We start from the raw sequence: 20994 nt of genomic DNA, 5'->3' as shown, positions 1-20994 counted from the left end.
CGATTATGGACAATAAGAATAGCAATAACAATAATAACAGCAACAAACCTAACAATAAGGTTAACTTGCCAAAGTTCAATTTGAACTGGATGTACATGATTATTGCCCTGATGCTTCTCGGCCTCTGGTGGGGCAGTGATTCAAAGGGTGTCGGAAGTAAAAATGTTACTTACAGCGAGTTTCAGGACTACGTAAGAAATGGATATGTCAGCAAAGTGCTGGGTTATGAAGATAAGTCAATCGAAGCTTATCTGAAACCCACTGCTGTTGGCGCTGTATTCGGAGCAGACTCCACAAAGGTGGGACGTAACCCCGTCATTACCAGCCGGACGCCGTCTACCGATAAGTTGGAAGAATTCCTGCAAACGGAAAAAGAAGCCGGTCATTTTGACGGAACATCGGATTACCCTCCTAAGTCGGACATATTTCCCGCTATCTTAATTCAGATCCTTCCGCTCGTTCTGCTAGTAGCACTATGGATATTTTTCATGCGCCGTATGAGCGGTGGTGGAAGTGGAGGTCCCGGTGGCGTATTCAACGTAGGGAAATCAAAAGCCCAACTTTTTGAAAAAGGAGGAGCCATCAAAGTCACCTTCAAGGATGTAGCCGGTCTGGCGGAAGCCAAACAGGAAGTGGAAGAGATTGTCGAGTTCCTGAAAGAGCCGCAGAAATACACGGATCTGGGAGGTAAAATACCTAAAGGAGCTTTGTTAGTAGGTCCTCCGGGAACAGGTAAGACATTGCTTGCCAAAGCGGTAGCCGGTGAAGCGAACGTACCCTTCTTCTCCCTTGCCGGTTCGGATTTTGTGGAAATGTTCGTAGGTGTAGGTGCATCCCGTGTCCGCGACTTGTTCAAGCAGGCAAAAGAGAAAGCTCCCTGTATTGTCTTTATTGACGAAATCGACGCAGTGGGACGCGCACGTGGTAAAAATCCCGCAATGGGAGGAAACGACGAGCGCGAAAACACATTGAACCAGTTGCTTACGGAAATGGACGGCTTCGGTTCCAACAGTGGTGTGATTATTCTTGCCGCTACCAATCGGGTAGACGTATTGGACAAAGCCTTGCTCCGTGCAGGGCGTTTCGACCGTCAGATACACGTAGATCTGCCCGACCTGAATGAACGTAAAGAAGTATTCGGCGTACACTTGCGCCCGATCAAGATAGATGACACGGTAGATGTAGACTTGCTGGCTCGCCAGACTCCGGGATTCTCCGGCGCCGACATTGCCAATGTCTGCAACGAAGCGGCATTGATCGCTGCCCGTCACGGAAAGAAATTCGTTGGCAAACAAGACTTCTTGGATGCAGTAGACCGTATCATCGGTGGTCTGGAAAAGAAAACCAAGATTACCACAGAAGCCGAAAGACGTTCTATCGCCTTGCACGAAGCGGGACACGCATCCATCTCCTGGTTGTTGGAATACGCCAACCCTCTAATCAAAGTGACAATTGTTCCTCGTGGACGTGCATTGGGAGCAGCCTGGTATTTGCCGGAAGAGCGTCAGATCACAACAAAAGAACAAATGCTCGATGAAATGTGTGCTACGCTGGGAGGACGTGCAGCTGAAGACTTATTTATCGGCCGTATCTCTACCGGTGCCATGAACGATCTGGAAAGAGTTACGAAACAGGCATACGGCATGATTGCTTATTTAGGAATGAGTGATAAGCTGCCCAACTTATGTTATTACAACAACGAAGAATACTCCTTCAACCGTCCATATAGCGAGAAAACAGCCGAGCTTATCGACGAAGAAGTAAAAAAGATGGTCAACGAACAGTATGAACGTGCCAAAAAGATCCTGTCTGAACACCAGGAAGGCCACAATCAATTGGCACAATTACTGATTGACAAAGAAGTGATCTTCGCGGAAGACGTTGAGCGTATTTTCGGAAAGCGTCCTTGGGCTTCCCGTTCAGAAGAAATCATGGCAGCCAAAGAAAGCCAGGATGCGGCTAAAGCAGAAAAGCAACTTGCTGAAAAGCTGAAAGGGGAAGAAAAAGAGATAAAAGAAGAGGAAGCCAAGAATTCTGCGGAAGAAAAAGCTGCGGAAGGAAAAGTTACCATAGAAGGTTCTAAAGTCACTGTAGAGAAAAATACATCTACGGAACCGACTACCGATAAAGAAAAATAAGCCACTGTTTAATCAATTAAAAAACGAGCAGATTGTGAACAATTTTATAAAACGAGCCATCACAGGTGTACTCTTTGTTGCTATTTTGGTAGGATGCATCCTCTATGGCGCATTTAGCTTCGGCATCTTATTTACCGCCATTAGCGCACTCACCATTTATGAGTTCGGACAGCTGGTTAATATGCGTGCGGAAGGGGTTCAGATAAACAAGACCATCAATATGCTGGGCGGCGCTTATCTGTTTCTTGCCATCATGGGATTCTGCATTGACGCGGCTGATTCCAAAATCTTTATCCCCTACGTACTGCTATTGCTGTATATGATGATCAGCGAGCTGTATCTGAAGAAAGAGAATCCCGTGCTTAACTGGGCTTATTCCATGCTCAGCCAACTCTACATCGGGCTTCCGTTCGCTTTACTGAATGTATTAGCTTTCCACAACGATCCGGAATACAGCAGCATAAGTTATAACCCTATTCTACCACTATCCATCTTTATTTTCCTTTGGCTGAATGACACAGGTGCTTATTGCATCGGTTCGCTTATCGGAAAGCATAGATTGTTCGAGCGTATCTCTCCTAAGAAATCATGGGAAGGTTCTATCGGCGGCGGAGTAGTAGCGATCGGAGTAGCCTTCATACTCGCTCATTATTTCCCGTTGATGTCCATGCCGGAATGGGCAGGGCTGGCTTTAGTCGTAGTTATATTCGGCACATGGGGGGATTTGACAGAATCACTGCTGAAACGTCAGTTGCACGTTAAAGATTCGGGAACTATTCTTCCTGGACACGGAGGAATGCTCGACCGTTTTGACAGTTCTTTAATGGCTATTCCGGCAGCAGTCGTTTATCTGTATGCACTAACCTGGTTCTAATCCAATCGCTTTATCGGATTATCAAACAAACCAACATCATAAAAGAAAAGGTCGGGAACTTCACAGGAAGTGATCCCGACCTTTTTCACACACAGCGAATCATAGTTAGAGGTTATCGGATTGAAGAAGTGGAATGCACATCCTTCGCCTTTTCCGGCACTCCTACCGGATGGTCGAAATCAAGAACGATCACTCTTCCTTCTCCATTTTCTTTTGAATTTATAGTAACTTTAAAACCTTTCATCGTAGTTTCACCATCCTCTTCCGTCGGATAGAAATCTTCCAGATTATAGGAAACCCGTCCCCATCCCCAATAACCGGTCACATCATCATACGTATTATAACGCAACTCCAGATGAACATAACCGTCTTCAGCAACATTTACCGTCTCCGGTGCCGATGGATCGCCAGGTTCACCGGGTTCAGTCGTATCCATCAGATTCTGAACAAGGCTGATACGATGTTTCGTCGAACGAGGCAGGTTCTGATGGAAAATAACATTCAGGTATTTCCCCCCTAGCCACATATCACCTTGATAAATCACAATCGGATCATTTCCAAATTCCTCCTCTTCTTCCGTAGTTTTCATTTCTTCCACCCCTTTAGTCAAGACATCCTGAATGCCTTCCATTTTTACCTGAACGCCCTTTTCGTCTTTCATATCAGCCAAAGGATTAAAGAATGCAACCACCCGTTCACCATCTACCGGTCTGTACCAAGGAATGGAAGAGCTGACCGGATCAATGATTCCCCAACGGTCACCCTCTAGGAAATAACCGCCGCCACCGGTTGTACGTACGGTCGCCCAGTCCCAACTGAAATCTCCGATAGAATAATAATCGTCGTCATCGTCACATGACTGCAACATTGGCACCAATGCCAACAATAGAATTCCTAAAAGCCATTTAAATTTTTTCATGTTAGATCCTTTCTTTTTTAACCTTCTGTCTTATAAATAAAAAAGCCGTGCAAATATTGCATCGGCTTTACGTTTATTCAGAAAAAGAAAGTTATTTTTTCAACAGCTCCAACATCTTGCGCGCCGCATGACGAGGAGCGCCTGCCGGACCTAGCCGTTCAGCCATACGCTCATATTCCGCCAGCATTTCACGCCTGTACTTGTCATCTTCAAGAATCTTTTCCAGTTCACTCTGCATATTCTTCACAGTCATCGTATCAGCCACCAATTCCTTCACAACCTCACGATCCGCAATCAGATTGACCAAAGAAATGAACTTCACCGTCAGAATATGACGCCTCAAGAACGAAATCACTTTTCCAATCGGAGTGTGATAACAAACGACCTGTGGAACTCGGAACAACGCCGTTTCAAGGGTAGCCGTCCCCGAAGTAACCAAAGCCGCATCCGCGTGTTGCAGCAGACGATAAGTCTGACCGAAAATAATTTTCACCTTCGACTCTCCTATATACTGTTCGTAATATTCAGGAGCAATGGAAGGAGCGCCAGCCAGAACAAGTTGGTAGCCGGGAAAAGCAGAAGCCGCCTTCAACATATCCGGCAGATTATCTTTTATCTCCTGCTTTCTGCTTCCTGCCAAAAGTGCAATAATCGGTTTATTCTCCAACTGATTATCCGCAATAAACTCAGCCGTATTTTTCGGATGCGCTTCCTGATAGGCCGTCACTTCATCCACCGTAGGATTCCCCACATAATGGATAGGATAGTGATGCTTTCCTTCAAAGAACTCCACTTCAAAAGGAAGAATGGAGAAAAGCTCGTCCACATCACGCTTTATATTCTTGATACGGTATTCTTTCCAAGCCCATATCTTCGGAGAAATATAATAATATACGGGAATCTGCGTCTTTGCGTGGACAAACTTGGCAATATCCAGATTGAATCCCGGATAATCTACCAAAATGACAACATCCGGATTCCAGGAAACGATATCTTCCTTGCAACGTCTCATATTGGCAAAGATAGTACGCAGATGGAGCAACACCGGAATAAATCCCATATAAGCCAACTCCTTATAATGTTTCACCATCGTACCGCCTACGGCAACCATCAGATCACCGCCGAAAAAACGAAATTCAGCTTGAGGATCTTCCACCTTCAAAGCTGCCATCAGATGAGAAGCGTGCAAGTCACCGGAGGCTTCGCCCACAATCAGATAATACTTCATAGAGTTGAGAGTTGAGAGTTGAGAGTTGAGAGTTGGTAGGGATAGATGACCAATAGAGTGTCATGCTTTCTTTTTCAACTTTCAATTTTCAACTAATTAAACCATTTATTAAGTTCATCAATAAAGTGATATGCCGTCACATCGACAGTCGTCGGAGTGATGGCCACGTAGCCGTTTGCTAACGCCCAATGATCGTTCCTTTCATTTTCAGGTTCGTGATCGGTAAATTCACCTGTCAGCCAGAAATAATTCGGATCGCTCAGACGGGGGCAAGCAGCCCACTCGTTCGTCCAACACCCTTTGGCCTGTTCACAAATCTTTATTCCTTTTATATCAGCCGTATCCGGGAAATTCACATTCAAGCAAGTCAAAGGAGGAAGTCCTTTTTCCAGTACCATCGCGGCAATCTTGCGTATATAAGGTCCCGCAGCCTCAAAATCCGCATCGGGAGCATGATTGCACAAAGAGAATCCAATGGAAGGAATCCCATTCAGACAACCTTCAAACACAACTCCCATCGTACCGGAATAATGTACATTGGTAGCCGAATTATCCCCATGATTAATACCACCCACTACCAAATCCGGTATCCGGTCGAGTACTGTATTCCGAGCCAGTTTAATGCAATCGGTCGGGGTTCCCGAACATTTGTATACAGTCAGCCCAACTTCTTTTTTGACCAATTGATAATGAACAGGTTGTGTCACCGTAAGCGCACATCCGTTACCGGAACGCGGTGAATCCGGCGCCATTACCACGATTTCTCCTAATGGACGGAGAAACTTAACCAGCTCACTAATACCTTTAGCCATAATCCCGTCATCATTTGAAACGAGTATCAACGGCCTCTTATTTTCCATATATTCAATCCTTTCCTTTTTTAATTATTCGCACAAAAGTAGCAAAAAGAAGCCGGAATGCCAACATTGGTCAAATATAATCCTTTGAAGTTTCGTAAGTTCAACCGACAAACTCAATCCGCCTGCGGTCATTTTCCGGTCAGAACGACTTTCTCAGCCGGATACAAGCCGGACATTGAGTTATTCATGAGGCTTGTTTAATACATTATACAGCTTGCTTAATACATTTATACGGTAGGTTTAATGTATTTAGACGGTAATAATAACTCGTTTTACGTATATGAGCCATTCGGTTCACGTACGAAAACCTGAAAGTCCACGTACATCATCCGAACGAATCACGTACGTGAAACGGGAACGCAGTGCCTACCAAATACATTAGCAGTGCCCTGTCTGTACGTTACATCTACCGGCTTTGGCTTTAAATACCGCATCATATACAGAGAACATAACCACTAAACAACTACTTCATTCAGAAGAAAACACAGCAAAAGCTCAATCTTCCGGTCAAAAAGGGCTTTCTTAATACATAGGAATACAAAAGTCAGATTACGCATCAAAACACTAATAATCAATCATATAATACACGCGAATGCCCAAAAAGTAATGGATTAAGGTGATAATAAAAGGCCTTATTTTTCCTGTTATCACCTTATTATCACTCGCTATTATCACCAAATTACATTTGACTATCAGCATGTTTAGTCTAAAAAGTGACAAGTGACAATAAAAAGAGAGTTTTAAAACTCTATGAAAGCAGCGGAATCTCCTCCTCTCCCACCCGTTTACAAATCTTAATCTTCTGCAAGCGAGCAAAAAAAGGAATAGATATCCAATATAAATATGTATATTTGCAAACTCATAAAGAGAAAAACAGATGACGAACCTGCAAGATTTTGTAACTGTTTCGTCCGACAGTTATTAACAAAACAGGTGACTTATCAACAGAAATTGCAAAGTTTCTCTTTTTTCGTAGGCGCTCTAAGGATTTATCACTTATTTCGCTGCCAATAAATTTAGAGAATATGGGAAAAATTATTGCTTTGGCCAATCAAAAAGGTGGTGTAGGAAAGACAACGACTACGATTAACCTCGCAGCCTCACTTGCCACACTGGAAAAAAAGGTACTCGTGATAGATGCCGACCCGCAGGCTAATGCCTCTTCCGGACTGGGAGTAGACATTAAGCAGTCGGAATGCACTATCTATGAATGTATTATTGACAGAGCCAACGTACAGGACGCTATCCTCGACACGGAAATCGATTCTTTAAAAGTAATCTCTTCGCACATCAATCTTGTAGGAGCAGAGATTGAAATGCTGAACCTCCCAAACCGCGAAAAGATTCTGAAAGAAGTGCTCACTCCTTTGAAGGAAGAATATGACTATATCCTGATAGACTGCTCGCCTTCATTGGGACTTATCACCATTAATGCCCTGACAGCGGCAGATTCCGTGATTATCCCCGTACAAGCCGAATATTTCGCTCTTGAGGGTATCAGCAAGCTGCTGAACACGATCAAAATCATCAAATCAAAACTGAATCCGGCTCTGGAAATCGAAGGATTCCTCCTTACGATGTACGACTCACGTCTGCGTCAGGCCAATCAGATCTACGATGAGGTGAAACGCCACTTCCAGGAATTGGTGTTCAACACCGTTATCCAACGAAATGTCAAACTGAGCGAGGCTCCCAGCTACGGTGTTCCGACCATTCTTTATGATGCGGATTCCACCGGCGCCAAGAACCACCTGGCTCTTGCTAAAGAGATTATCAACCGAAATAAATAAAAGAAGAAGATATGGCAACACAGAGAAGAAATGCATTAGGACGCGGACTTGACGCCTTGCTCTCGATGGATGATGTGAAAACCGAAGGTTCTTCTTCCATTAATGAGATAGAACTGGCAAAGATTGCTGTCAATCCCAACCAGCCCCGTCGTGAGTTTGACGAAACAGCTTTACAGGAACTGGCTGATTCGATTGCCGAAATCGGTATTATCCAACCGATCACCTTACGCAAAATATCGGACGATGAATATCAGATCATTGCCGGAGAGCGTCGTTACCGCGCTTCACAAAAGGCCGGACTGAAAACAATTCCCGCTTATATCCGCACTGCCGACGACGAGAACATGATGGAAATGGCGCTGATTGAAAACATCCAGCGTGAAGACTTGAATGCCGTAGAAATCGCACTTGCCTACCAGCACCTGCTTGACCAGTACGAACTGACCCAGGAACGCTTGAGCGAACGTATCGGCAAGAACCGGACAACCATCGCCAACTATCTGCGTTTGTTGAAACTGCCCGCTCCCATACAGATGGCTTTGCAGAACAAGCAGTTGGACATGGGACATGCGCGTGCGTTGATTTCACTGGGTGATCCGAAACTGCAAGTTAAAATATTTGAGGAAATACAAGAACACGGATATTCAGTCCGCAAAGTAGAAGAAATTGTTAAATCATTAAGCGAAGGAGAAGCTGTGAAAAGCGGTACGCGGAAAATAACTCCGAAGCGTGCCAAACTTCCGGAAGAGTTCAACTTACTGAAGAAACAACTCTCAGGCTTTTTCAACACCAAGGTACAACTCACCTGTTCCGAAAAAGGGAAAGGGAAAATCAGCATTCCTTTCGGCAACGAGGAGGAGCTGGAACGTATCATGGAAATCTTCGACACGCTAAAGAAGTAAATGACAAGAAAAAGTAAGAAATATCAGTTACTCGTCATCACCCTGCTTCTCTGTATTTTACAGGTGGCAGGGATTGATGTGTATGCACAGTCCACTGTCACCCCGATGAAAAGGGACACGACTATCACGCAACGGGAAGCCCCGAAAGCCCGTGCCCGCAGACATCGTGAACCGGCTGTACAAGATTCTTTGAAGAAAGACTCGATCCGGATTGTCCCCTCCAAAGAGCTTGTACCCCTCGACAGCCTATCGGCCGCCAGCATACAAATAGCCGACAGTCTGGATGCAGCCAACAAGAAAGAATTAAAAAAGATTGAGCAGCCGGCATCCATCATGGTTAAGGCAGACAGCGTGCCGCCCGCAAAGGATATCAATAAAAAGATATTCATCCCGAATCCGACCAAAGCAACTTGGCTGGCAGTCGTATTTCCCGGCGGCGGACAGATTTACAACCGCAAGTACTGGAAACTACCTATTATATATGGAGGATTTGCCGGATGTGCATACGCGTTGAGTTGGAATGGCAAGATGTATAAAGACTACTCACAAGCCTATCTGGACATTATGGACAGCAATCCGAATACAAAAAGTTACGAAGACTTGTTGCCGCCCAACGCCACCTACAACGAAGAGCAGTTGAAAAATACAATAAAACGAAGAAAAGATATGTTCCGTCGTTATCGGGACCTCAGCATATTTGCATTTATCGGAGTTTACTTGATCTCTATCATCGACGCATACGTAGATGCGGAGTTGTCCAACTTCGATATCACCCCCGACCTGAGTATGAAAGTAGAACCGGCTGTTATTGACAATAACAACCAATTCCGCTCTACCAGTTTGAAGAACAAATCGGTGGGATTGCAATGTGTATTACGATTTTAAAAAACACAATTTAGATTGATCTTATTATTGAAGCATGAAGAAATTAGTTAACTATTGTTCGATGATTTTCCTTTTACTAGTGGCAACATCGCAAGTAAAAGCGCAAAGTGTAGATGTAGTGATTCGTGAAAATGGAACTGAGCGCAAAGAGAGCATTGACTTGCCTAAAAGTATGACATACCCGCTCGACAGCCTGTTGAATGACTGGAAAGCCAAAAACTATATTGACTTGGGTAAAGATTGCAGCACAGCGGAAATCAACCCTCTGTTCAGCGATTCGGTTTACATCGACCGTTTGTCGCGCATTCCGGCTGTCATGGAAATGCCCTACAACGATATCATACGCAAATTTATCGATATGTATGCAGGACGTTTGCGCAACCAGGTTTCTTTCATGTTAAGCGCTTGCAACTTCTATATGCCGATTTTCGAGGAAGCATTAGATGCATACGGACTTCCATTGGAGCTGAGATACCTTCCGATTATCGAATCCGCGTTGAATCCTTCAGCCGTATCGCGTGCCGGAGCTTCCGGTTTGTGGCAATTCATGATCGGTACGGGAAAGATTTACGGACTGGAGTCGAATAGTCTTGTGGACGAACGTCGCGACCCAATCAAGGCGACTTGGGCTGCCGCACGCTACCTCAAAGAGATGTATGATATTTACGGTGACTGGAATCTCGTGATTGCAGCCTACAATTGCGGTCCCGGCACTATCAATAAAGCAATCCGCCGCGCCAATGGTGAAACCGACTATTGGAAGATTTACAATTACCTGCCCAAAGAAACACGCGGATATGTACCGGCCTTTATCGCAGCCAACTATGTGATGACTTATTATTGCGATCATAACATCTGCCCGATGGAAACCAACATTCCGGCAAGCACGGATACCGTACAAGTCAACAAGAATCTGCATTTCGAGCAAATAGCCGACTTGTGCAACGTTCCGTTGGACCAAATCAAAAGTCTGAACCCGCAATATAAGAAACAAATCATTCCGGGTGATAACAAACCGTATACCCTCCGCCTACCGATCGAAGCCATCAGCACTTTTATCGACAGGCAGGATACAATTTTCACACATCGTGCGGATGAATTGTTCCGCAACCGTAAGACCGTTGCCGTGAAAGAGATCAGTCCTTCTACACGCAGGGCTGCGACAGCAGTTGCAGGTAAAGGGAAACCAACCTATTACAAGATAAAAAGTGGTGACACTTTATCGTCCATTGCCGAGAAATACGGAGTCAGAGTTAAGGATATACAGCGATGGAACGGAATGTCTAACACGAAGATTGCAGCAGGAAAACGATTGAAAATATACAAATAAACAGTTTCCCGCTTGCACCGTTCGGAAATTTGCTTATTTTTGCAAAACCAAGCAAATGAGAGGATAACAATTATGGATAATCTGCCCCCAAAAGAAATAGCTGATGAAGATATGATCAATCAGGCGTTCCAGCAACTACTGAATGATTATCTCAGCACAAAACATCGCAAGAAAGTTGAAATCATCACGAAAGCTTTCAACTTCGCCAATCAAGCGCATAAAGGTATTAAACGCCGTTCGGGTGAACCTTACATTATGCACCCGATTGCCGTTGCAAGTATTGTATGCAACGAAATCGGTTTGGGCTCGACCTCCATCTGCGCAGCCTTATTGCACGATGTGGTAGAAGATACCGACTACACCGTTGAGGATATTGAAAACATCTTCGGACCGAAGATTGCCCAGATCGTAGACGGACTGACCAAGATATCCGGTGGAATATTTGGCGACCGCGCCTCAGCACAAGCAGAGAACTTCAAAAAGTTACTGCTTACCATGTCGAATGATATCCGGGTTATCCTTATCAAGATAGCCGACCGTTTGCACAATATGCGCACACTCGGTTCGATGTTGCCCAACAAGCAATATAAGATTGCGGGTGAAACGCTCTATATCTACGCTCCGCTGGCCAACCGCCTGGGGCTCTATAAGATAAAGACCGAGCTGGAAAACCTGAGCTTCAAATACGAACATCCCGAAGAATATGCGGAGATAGAGGAAAAGCTGAACGCCACAGCCGCCGAACGCGATAAGGTCTTTAATGATTTCACAGCCCCTATCCGTACACAACTCGATAAGATGGGATTGAAATACCGGATTCTCGCCCGTGTAAAATCAATCTATTCCATCTGGAACAAGATGCAGACCAAGCATGTTCCTTTCGAAGAGATCTATGACTTGCTGGCGGTCCGGATTATTTTCGAGCCCCGCAATATGGAAGAAGAGCTCAATGATTGTTTTGACATCTATGTATCTATCTCCAAAATATATAAGCCGCACCCGGATCGCCTGCGCGATTGGGTAAGCCACCCCAAAGCAAACGGTTACCAGGCATTGCACGTGACTCTTATGGGTAACAACGGGCAATGGATCGAAGTCCAGATCCGTAGCGAACGGATGAACGACGTTGCCGAACAAGGCTTTGCAGCACATTGGAAATACAAAGAAGGAGGAGGCAGCGAGGATGAGGGAGAACTGGAAAAATGGTTGAAGACCATTAAGGAAATATTGGATGATCCGCAACCGGACGCCATCGACTTCTTGGACACTATCAAACTGAACTTATTTGCTTCCGAAATATTTGTGTTCACACCCAAAGGGGAACTAAAGACTATGCCGCAGAATTCAACGGCACTCGACTTCGCATTCTCCCTGCATACCGACATCGGTAGCCATTGTATCGGCGCTAAAGTCAATCACAAATTAGTGCCGCTTAGTCACAAGCTGCAAAGTGGAGACCAGGTTGAGGTATTAACTTCTAAATCGCAACGTGTGCAACCGCAATGGGAAGTTTTTGCGACCACCGCCCGCGCACGCACTAAGATAGCGGCAATTCTCCGCAAAGAGCGCAAAGCCAATCAAAAGATAGGTGAAGAGCTACTGAATGAGTTCTTGAAAAAAGAGGAAATACGACCGGGAGAAGCTGTCATCGAAAAGTTACGCAAGTTCCATAACGCCAAGAATGAGGAAGAACTGTTGGCAGCGATTGGCAGCAAAGCAATCATTCTGGGGGAAGCTGACAAGAATGAACTGAAAGAAAAGCAAACCAGCAACTGGAAGAAATACCTTACTTTCTCTTTTGTCAACGGCAACAAAGACAAGCAGCAAGAGGAGAAAGAACCTCAGGAAAAAGAGAAGATCAACCCGAAACAAGTGCTCAAACTGACAGAAGAGAGTTTGCAGAAAAAATATATCATGGCAGAATGCTGCCACCCTATTCCCGGTGATGACGTATTGGGATATGTGGATGAGAACGACCGGATTATCATTCATAAACGCCAATGCCCCGTTGCCTCCAAGCTGAAGAGCAGTTACGGCAACCGCATATTAGCCACAGAATGGGATACCCACAAAGAACTGTCATTCCTCGTATATATATATATAAAAGGTATAGACAGCATGGGACTGTTGAACGAAGTGACACAAGTTATCTCCCGGCAGCTTAATGTGAATATCCGCAAGCTGACCATCGAAACCGAAGACGGTATATTTGAGGGTAAAATACAGCTATGGGTTCATGATGTGGAGGATGTAAAGACTATCTGCAACAATCTGAAAAAGATTCAGAATATCAAACAGGTGAGCCGTGTAGAAGAGTAATAACACCTACACAGCTCACTAAAGGACAGTGAATACTAAAGGATATTTACGCTGATAGGTACTGAATACCCATTAGAAAAACGAATAAAGAATACTCCCCGATAACTCTTTCCTTCGCTCGCTTTTGTGTTGAAAAGTATGGAGAAAGAGCTATTTGGTATTATTTTACCACATTGCTCCGTTTCAAAAGCGAACCAATCCATATCGTTATTTTTGGTTAACCGATAACTCAAGTTATCAGGAATCTTGCCAACTTTGACTTCGACCTTTCCAGTGGCCTGGGATGACATTACAATTTTATACTTATCCACTTGTACATCTATCGGACGATGCGGTATCAAAGAAGAAGCCCCATACGCTAATGCTCCCAAATCGACAACACCTTCAACTCCTTCGGAAATATTGCACTGAGATTGTCCCTTACCTCTTGCCGGACTCTCAGGCAAAAGAGTAAAAACTCCGGCATCCGCCTGAACGAATAACGGATCTCCATATATAGCATGCTGTTCACACCCTATACTTTTCAGACGTGCTGTCCCCTTTTTATCCTTCTTGTTTTCATCATAAAAGAGATCATTGTCAAAATGATTATTAGGATGAGAATGGGATTCATAAATACCACACCCCCTAGCCTTAGGATTACTTTCTTTACGGTTGAAAAACAGATTATTCCTGCTATATCCCTGAAACATTCCCCGGTCAACATCACCACCATATCCTACACTTGAAATACAATTCCCGGATATATGGAAAGTATTGTTGATAAAATAATGTAGCCCATGCGAATACATGGTTCCCCCCCCATTCTTAATACCATAACTATATTCCCTATTACTATCCCCCAAGTTAAAGATGACATTTCTTATTAGATAGGAGGGCCCTTTCATATTAGGAGCTGTACTAATCCCTACTCTCACTTGTTCGATTCGATTATTATAAAGCCTTATATTACACTGCCCGCCATCCATCTCCAAGCCGTCATCTTGTGAGAAAGCCAAATAGTTTCCATAAACATCGGCATCCGTATTCATTCCCCCATCTATCTTTCCATTATTAAAGCCTCCAAGAAGATCATGTAAACGATGATGATCCATTCCGACAACATCATTGTACCGAATCACCAACCCACCACGACTTCTCATGTAGATACCTTGCGGTCCTTGAGGGTGCCAGAAACGATAAGGGATTCCTTTAGCCCGTCCAATCTCACGGATCCCATGCCAAGCATTGGAATGACCATTCGGATCATGGATATAGCACCGTTCAACAACAATATCCTTAGGTCCTGGTACTTTTCCTACTGTTCCCAAATAAATGCCTGCATCATTGCGGATGACAACTCCTTCTTCATCAATAAAACACGCGTTATCCCTTTTATACTTAACGGCCGGATAATTAATAGAATCCTCCAGATGTACCTGATCGACCGCAACACGCCCCCACGCAGAAATATCCGCACCGACTATCCTGACATTCTCACAATTCTCACGAATAGCCACCGCATCGATCTTCCCCCCTTTTACAACAAAATTTTCCAATATGAGATACCTACAATCGTCAACTTCGAGCGCTTGCCTGTAAGTAGAAGATACCTCAATAGGAACGTCTCCTATAATCTTAATCCATCCATCGGCACGTCCTTTCATTCCTTTCAACACAACTCCTGAACCGGCCTTGTACTCTTTCAACTCACTCAATTTCCACTCTCTTTTAATAGGAGGACAAGAGTTCCAAGTAACAAAATCCCCCTTTTTGGCCGTAATCCATTTATTCTTACGTTTTTTCTCCAAACGAACATCATACTCGGTATTCTCTTTCAAGTTCATAATAGATCCTCTCAACTGAAAACGTTGAATATCATAATAAGGAGGAAAAGCCTCACACCACTGAGATTCATTTTTTGCTTTATATAAAAGACGAAAAACATCGGATGTATTCCACGCTTTATCAAAAGTAACATCGAATACAGAATCGCAATAATAACTACAATTCTCAAATGTAGGAATCAATCTCAACTTTTGTTGTCCGGACATACGCATCCAAGAGAAAACAAAAATGAAACATACTATGGAAATTAAACGCAAACGACTCATATTAATATCTTTTTAATTACTTATTCTTCTAACTTGGCAACATCCGCCTCATGCAGTTCTATCCCGGCCAAAATAAAAGGAGCAATTCCTTTCGGATCATTCTCTACAATCTTTTCCGTTACATAATACTGATAGTCACCTTCGCGGTAAGGGATTCCTCCCAATCCACAACCACCACAAATTTGTGTCAATACCAGATTGCCATTCTCATCATTTTTCATTAAATTGGCAATGATACCATCAAAGGCCTCATGCGCTACTTTTAAGTAAGAAGGCTGTAAATAGCCCTTCCTTACCCCTTTTGCAAAGCTATAAATAAACATCGAAGATCCTGATGCCTCTAAATAGTTACCTTCTATCCCACCGCAATCAAGTACCTGAAACCAAAGTTTACTCTCCGGGTCCTGTACCTTCATCAAAGACTCAGCCACATTTACAAAGATAGAAATTAATGAGTCCCGCCCGACATGGTCCTCAGGTAAAAAATCAAGAACATCAACAATTGCCATCATATACCAACCGGTTGCCCGACCCCAAAAATGACGAGACTGCCCATTCTCAGGATTCGCCCAGCGTTGAGTCTTACTTTCATCCCAAGCATGATACAGCAATCCGGTTTTCGGATCAAGTGTTTTGGTATAAATCAAAGTTATCTGCCGGACAGCCTCATCAAACCATTGCGGCTGACCGAATACCTCCGCATACTCAGCCATGAAAGGCGATGCCATAAAAACACCATCCAACCACATCTGATGCGGATAAATCTTCTTATGCCAATAACCTCTTTCGGCAGTTCTCGGATGTGTTTCCAATTGTTTTATCTCCAGATGCAAAGCATTTGCATAACAAGAATCACCAGTTTCCTCATAAAGTGAAAACAAAGGAACTGCCGGACGAATCTTATCCAGATTATATTCCTCTAATTTATAATACCGGATATTCCCCACACTATCCACATAATAGTCAAAGAAATCCTTCATATATTCCCCATAAACCGGATTATTCGTATATCGTTCCAGTTTTCCTATAGCCTCAGCCAAAAGAGCATAATCATATTGCCATGAAGTCCTCTTATCAAGGTGGTCCATGTGATGAACAATAGAGTCATACCGAGACATTATCGCTTCTGCCACTTTGATGGAATATTCTAAAGGAACTGCTTTGACAATCGGTTGTTCAGAACACCCCATCAAGACTAAAAAGCCTGCCAATACCCAAGAGTAATATATTTTCCTGAACATCATTTTTTATTCCATTATAGTTATAGGTATAGAGAAACCGTCATCAAGACGGAACAGCACCATCCCATTCTTTGTATATTTCACATCTCCCACAACTTCCAATGTCAAAGTAACAGTGTCACCAGAATTAATATTCCCCATTGACGGAGTGACCTTCAACCAAGGTTTCATATCATCACTCATACGGATACAGAAACCTGTCGACACCATTTTTCCAATCTTTACGGTAATCTTCGCTGATTTCTTTCCGGATAATCTGATTAAATATTTATCAGCTACCATATCGACAGGACGACGGGGAAAAATCACTTCCGGACTTCCATATTCAAAAGCGCCCAGATCCGGTGCCTTCCCTTTATATCCATCGGTAAAATTAGGAATTTTCATTCCTTTATCAATTCCTTTATCTTTTTTTCTGAGAGTCAACAATCCCTGCTCTAAATCGACAAAAGCAGGCGCTCCATATACAGCATTTTTTTCACTTCCTTCCACTGCAACAATCTCACCTTTCTGCCGAGGTTCACATATATTTCCGAGAAAGTCATAATCAAAATCACAAAGAGGGTTTCGATGCGGATCATAAATATTATATCCTTTGCGAGCCGGATTATTGACAGCAATCAACGAATAAATAATATTATTACGAAGATATGCATTAAAAAGTTCTCTATTAGCATCTTTACCATACCCGACACCTGCCATTCCTCCACCGGCATGTATAATAGTATTATTAATCAAATATTGCATTCCTTGTGTAAAGGTATTCCCTCCTCCGTTCTTTATCGCATTACCGACAAGTCCCATTGAGTTGCCTTGATTCCATATCACATTATTAAAAATATAAGAAGGTCCTTTACGATTCGGAGCTGTACTTATCCCGCAATAAGTCTGTTCCATTCGATTATCAAAAATACGTACATTACATTGTCCTCCATCCATTTCAATGGCATCATCTTGTCCAAAAGCCAAGACATTGCCATATACATCTGCATCCTTAGCCAACCCTCCGATTTCACTTCGGTTTTCCCACCCCTCAACAGGATCATTATAACGATGTGTCTGGCTGCCGATAAAATCATTATAACGAAGCACCAGACCTCCTCCTGCTTGCATGACATAAACAGCATTCGGACCTTGCGGATGCGCAAACGTATATTTCTGTCCTGCCAGTTCCCCTAATTCAATAAATCCATTCCATGGATTGGTATAACCGATAGGATCATGTACATAACAACGTTCTATTACTACATTCTTTGAACGATAAACGGTTATGCCCCCATCGTTGTTTATCATCTTTCCATTTCTATCAAGATAATGTCCATCCTGATTTTGCCGGATACTTTCACGCCCCCACTGCGTCACTTCACAATTCACAAAACGGACATTCTCCACCTTCGCATTTGTTTTGATACCATGACGGAATCCTCCACTGACCAGCAGTTTTTCAAATATCAGATATTGACAATCATCTAGAATAAGAGCAGCCTCTTTGGTAATTCCCCCATGTACCGGAACATCACCGACTATTTTGATCCATCCGTCAGAAGTACCTTTCAACCCGACAATGGACAGTGTACCATCCGATTCTGTTTTAAACTGACTCACAGGTATCGTCTTTGCAATAACAGGTGTAGAAGTCCAGGTCGTAAAACCTTTTACAATAGTACGTGTATTCTTGCCATCCCGGAACAACCGAACCTGAATCTCATACGAAGTATCTTCAGAGAGACGTACCAAACTCCCTCGAAATTCTTGCAAGCCTTTGTCATAGTAGGGCACAAAAGCCTCATTCCAATGTATTTCCCCACTTTTTCTATAATGTACCCGGCATTCTATTTCTTTATCGCAAGGCACATAATAGCTGCAAGATTCGAATGTAGGATAAACAATACATGACTCCGCCTCCTCATCCCACGGTATCGCCGATGTGCTAAATAAAAAAAGCACTATCACACAACCTATGTATAAAATATATTGTTTCATTATCTGTTACTTTATCTTTTCAAGTTCTGAACCAGTCCTTTTAGATTCAATTCACGTACTCCTTCAACAACCAAAGAAGCCATCTTCATAGCACCGGTCTCCGAGAAATGAGTATCATCACTCTTTCCATCCGGTACAATCGGATTTGTGCCTGCCGCTACATAATTAAACCATTGTTTGGACTTTTCGTCTCCTTGTTTTGAGATAGCATCGGCACTTTTAGCCTGCAAATCTATCAAAAGAGTATTCTCTTTCTGAGCAACCTCTTTCACTATTTCCGGATACACTCCATGAGAGTCACTAAATACACCCTTTTTAAACTTACGACGACTCACAGGAGTTACTAATATAGGGGTAGCCCCTTTAGTTTTAACTTCAGTCACAAACTTAATCAGATTCTTCTTATAATCCTCCGGAGATGTGTAGCGATCAGGCTTCTTAATACTGGCATCATTATGTCCGAACTGAATAAAAACATAAGAGTTGTTATCCGCTTTGGCCATTAGCTTATCCCAACGCCCTTCTTCGATGAAAGTCCGTGAGCTACGCCCTCCTTTAGCAAAATTAAAGACTTCGACTTCTTCTGTGAAAAACCGGGGCAATACTTGTCCCCACCCCCAGTCCGTATTCTTCTCATGATTTACATCCTGCATAGTAGAATCACCGGCAAGAAGAACTTTCACCTTTTTCCCATCTTGCTCTCCGCTATGCACATAACTATATCCCATCAAAAGAAAAGCAGATAAGAGCAATAAAAATTTAAATGATACACCTTTCATCATAATAGTAAATATTTTGTCCTATAAAAACTGTTTATTTATCGTCTCTAAAAACTATCCAAACACTTGACAGCATCATTCCGAGCTCCCCGTTTAAAAAGTACCGGTTGCCTATAAACTGACAGATCGTTGTTATATAACGTTATACGACGGTTGGCCGAGCCCTCCACTTGTAAAAGTGTATTATTAATTCCAACCGGAAGATTTCCACTAATTTGTATATTTGCACACTGATTTAAAATGATAAGAGGCGCTCCCGGTTCCGGATTTTCAAATGTAAACCGATGTAAGCTCATGTTCTCTACATTTTCACAATAAAGCGCACTTCGAGGATCTTCACTTTGAGATTCTAGAAAAATATTCTGCATTCTCAATCCCTCTACATTACGTATAAAAAAGCCATAAGCCGGTGCATCTGCAAAAATCAAAGTTTCCGGATACTCTTTATTACGATCCCCTATATTCCGTCGGTGTGCATCTTCTTCGCTACCTCCTCCTTCACAAATAATATGAATATTATTCAGACTAACATTCTCTACCGGATGATTGACTAAACCTGATATAGAGCTTGTGACAAGTCCATACATCTTTGCTGTCATATTTGAAATACTGATATTTCGCAGTATGCCTGCTGTTTGCGACGGACCACCATCATAATAGTTACGTCCCCTGTCTGCCAGCCGAATAAAAATAGGAGTCATGAAACCATTGGAAACAATATTATCTATGTGGATTCCATCCACGAGAGCTCCATCCACAGTTTCTAATGCGATCGCTCCCAACGTCCGTTCATCACGGTCATAAATGGTAGGATGTTCCGATCGCCATAAAGCACAATTACTTACTGTAAAATTCAAAAATGCCCCATTCGTTTCAGTTCCCCATTTCAAAGCATTGCAATTAGAAGCTATTATACAATTAGCCACTACCACATTCTCACATTTACCGGTAGCATTCGTGGTTTTAAAACAGATAGCATCATCATCTGTATCAAAATTGCTATTGACAATACGAACATTTTTACAATTATCGATATCAATGCCATCATTATTATAGTTTCCATGATTCAACACGGTAATGCCATCCACTAGGATATTAGTACAGTTCAGATAATGTTGCATCCAGGCAGGAGAGTTCCTCAATGTAATGCCACTTACCTTTATCTGTTCACAACTAACAGCACGAATTATATAAGGTCTCCGAAGAATGGACTTAAGTACATCATTCTCATCAGCCTTAAAGTTCAAATGTGTTCCCTGACCATCAATAATACCCTCACCTTTTATCGCTATATTTTTTACGCCTTCCGCATAAATCAAACAGGAATGGGTGTACCTATTTATATGAGATATATAATGAGAAGGAGTAGGCGGATAATCCTCCAACCGGGTACTACCTAGCAAGACAGCCCCACGTTCAAGATTTAATGTAACATTATCTTTCAGAATTAAAGTGCCGGTAAGATAAGTTCCTGAAGGAAAACGTACTTCCCCTCCCTGCACTCCCGCCTTGTCAATAGCTGCCTGTATGGCATGAGTACACAATGTCTTTCCATCTCCCTTAGCTCCAAAAGACAAAACATCCATAGCCGCCATCATCGGGAAAGCAACAAGAGACAAACATCCTAGAATTAATACCTTTATTCTTTCCATA

General features: G+C 43.0%; 16 protein-coding genes. 8 read left to right on the top strand and 8 right to left on the bottom strand.

Features of this window, described 5'->3' with window-relative positions; translation table 11 throughout:
• Positions 1 to 5: 5 nt before the first annotated feature.
• Both ftsH and ACNOGP_RS08250 read left to right on the top strand, forming a co-directional pair.
• A complete protein-coding gene (ftsH, locus tag ACNOGP_RS08255; protein ID WP_272720236.1) occupies positions 6 to 2138 on the top strand; it encodes an ATP-dependent zinc metalloprotease FtsH in 2133 nt (710 codons plus the stop codon).
• Between the two features lie 31 nt (positions 2139 to 2169).
• Positions 2170 to 3012 carry a phosphatidate cytidylyltransferase gene (locus tag ACNOGP_RS08250; RefSeq protein WP_029425812.1) on the top strand — a complete coding sequence of 281 codons (843 nt, stop codon included), beginning with the start codon at positions 2170 to 2172 and terminating at the stop codon, positions 3010 to 3012.
• Between the two features lie 112 nt (positions 3013 to 3124).
• Here ACNOGP_RS08250 and ACNOGP_RS08245 read toward each other — a convergent pair whose 3' ends face one another.
• The 3 genes from ACNOGP_RS08245 to surE all read right to left on the bottom strand — a co-directional run bounded on the left by ACNOGP_RS08245 (position 3125) and on the right by surE (position 6019).
• Positions 3125 to 3931, bottom strand: a complete 807-nt coding sequence (locus ACNOGP_RS08245; protein WP_186927167.1) for a NigD-like protein — start codon at positions 3929 to 3931, stop codon at positions 3125 to 3127.
• A 91-nt stretch (positions 3932 to 4022) separates the two neighbouring features.
• On the bottom strand, positions 4023 to 5159 hold the full coding sequence (lpxB, locus tag ACNOGP_RS08240; RefSeq protein ID WP_418214531.1) for a lipid-A-disaccharide synthase: 1137 nt from the start codon (positions 5157 to 5159) through the stop codon (positions 4023 to 4025).
• A gap of 92 nt (positions 5160 to 5251) precedes the next feature.
• A complete protein-coding gene (surE, locus tag ACNOGP_RS08235) occupies positions 5252 to 6019 on the bottom strand; it encodes a 5'/3'-nucleotidase SurE (protein WP_418214530.1) in 768 nt (255 codons plus the stop codon).
• 57 nt (positions 6020 to 6076) lie between these two features.
• On the opposite strand from surE, the gene ACNOGP_RS08230 reads away from it, so the two are divergent.
• The 6 genes from ACNOGP_RS08230 (at position 6077) to ACNOGP_RS08205 (ending at position 13245) form a co-directional block, all read left to right on the top strand.
• On the top strand, positions 6077 to 6220 hold the full coding sequence (locus ACNOGP_RS08230; RefSeq protein ID WP_157444699.1) for a hypothetical protein: 144 nt from the start codon (positions 6077 to 6079) through the stop codon (positions 6218 to 6220).
• Between the two features lie 824 nt (positions 6221 to 7044).
• Positions 7045 to 7809, top strand: a complete 765-nt coding sequence (locus tag ACNOGP_RS08225; RefSeq protein WP_007749166.1) for a ParA family protein — start codon at positions 7045 to 7047, stop codon at positions 7807 to 7809.
• Positions 7810 to 7820: 11 nt separating this feature from the next.
• On the top strand, positions 7821 to 8711 hold the full coding sequence (locus ACNOGP_RS08220; RefSeq protein ID WP_007749168.1) for a ParB/RepB/Spo0J family partition protein: 891 nt from the start codon (positions 7821 to 7823) through the stop codon (positions 8709 to 8711).
• Positions 8712 to 9596 (top strand): DUF5683 domain-containing protein, encoded by an 885-nt coding sequence (locus ACNOGP_RS08215; protein WP_055278632.1) that lies wholly within the window; start codon positions 8712 to 8714, stop codon positions 9594 to 9596. It begins immediately after the preceding gene.
• A 34-nt stretch (positions 9597 to 9630) separates the two neighbouring features.
• Complete coding sequence (locus ACNOGP_RS08210; protein ID WP_418214529.1) at positions 9631 to 10926, top strand: transglycosylase SLT domain-containing protein; 1296 nt, start codon at positions 9631 to 9633, stop codon at positions 10924 to 10926.
• 72 nt (positions 10927 to 10998) lie between these two features.
• Positions 10999 to 13245, top strand: coding sequence for a RelA/SpoT family protein (locus ACNOGP_RS08205; RefSeq protein ID WP_418214528.1), 2247 nt, complete (start codon positions 10999 to 11001; stop codon positions 13243 to 13245).
• A 35-nt stretch (positions 13246 to 13280) separates the two neighbouring features.
• Here the strand turns inward: ACNOGP_RS08205 and ACNOGP_RS08200 are convergent, their stop codons facing one another.
• The 5 genes from ACNOGP_RS08200 to ACNOGP_RS08180 are packed head-to-tail and all read right to left on the bottom strand — an operon-like array spanning position 13281 to position 20993.
• Positions 13281 to 15338: a hypothetical protein gene (locus ACNOGP_RS08200; protein WP_418214527.1), complete on the bottom strand. Its 2058-nt coding sequence runs from the start codon at positions 15336 to 15338 to the stop codon at positions 13281 to 13283.
• A gap of 20 nt (positions 15339 to 15358) precedes the next feature.
• The gene (locus ACNOGP_RS08195; RefSeq protein ID WP_272720230.1) at positions 15359 to 16582 is read right to left on the bottom strand and encodes a glycoside hydrolase family 88/105 protein; all 1224 of its coding nucleotides are present in this window, start codon (positions 16580 to 16582) and stop codon (positions 15359 to 15361) included.
• Positions 16583 to 16585: 3 nt separating this feature from the next.
• Positions 16586 to 18562 carry a hypothetical protein gene (locus ACNOGP_RS08190; protein WP_418214526.1) on the bottom strand — a complete coding sequence of 659 codons (1977 nt, stop codon included), beginning with the start codon at positions 18560 to 18562 and terminating at the stop codon, positions 16586 to 16588.
• Positions 18563 to 18573: 11 nt separating this feature from the next.
• Positions 18574 to 19344: a rhamnogalacturonan acetylesterase gene (locus ACNOGP_RS08185; RefSeq protein ID WP_270539934.1), complete on the bottom strand. Its 771-nt coding sequence runs from the start codon at positions 19342 to 19344 to the stop codon at positions 18574 to 18576.
• Between the two features lie 44 nt (positions 19345 to 19388).
• The gene (locus ACNOGP_RS08180) at positions 19389 to 20993 is read right to left on the bottom strand and encodes a glycoside hydrolase family 28 protein (protein WP_418214525.1); all 1605 of its coding nucleotides are present in this window, start codon (positions 20991 to 20993) and stop codon (positions 19389 to 19391) included.
• Position 20994 lies beyond the last annotated feature (1 nt).

Origin of the sequence: Bacteroides difficilis, from assembly GCF_048319815.1 — a bacterium.
GTDB lineage: Bacteria > Bacteroidota > Bacteroidia > Bacteroidales > Bacteroidaceae > Bacteroides > Bacteroides zhangwenhongii.
Note: the sequence above shows the minus strand (reverse complement) of the source record. Positions and strands in the feature narration are given on the sequence as shown.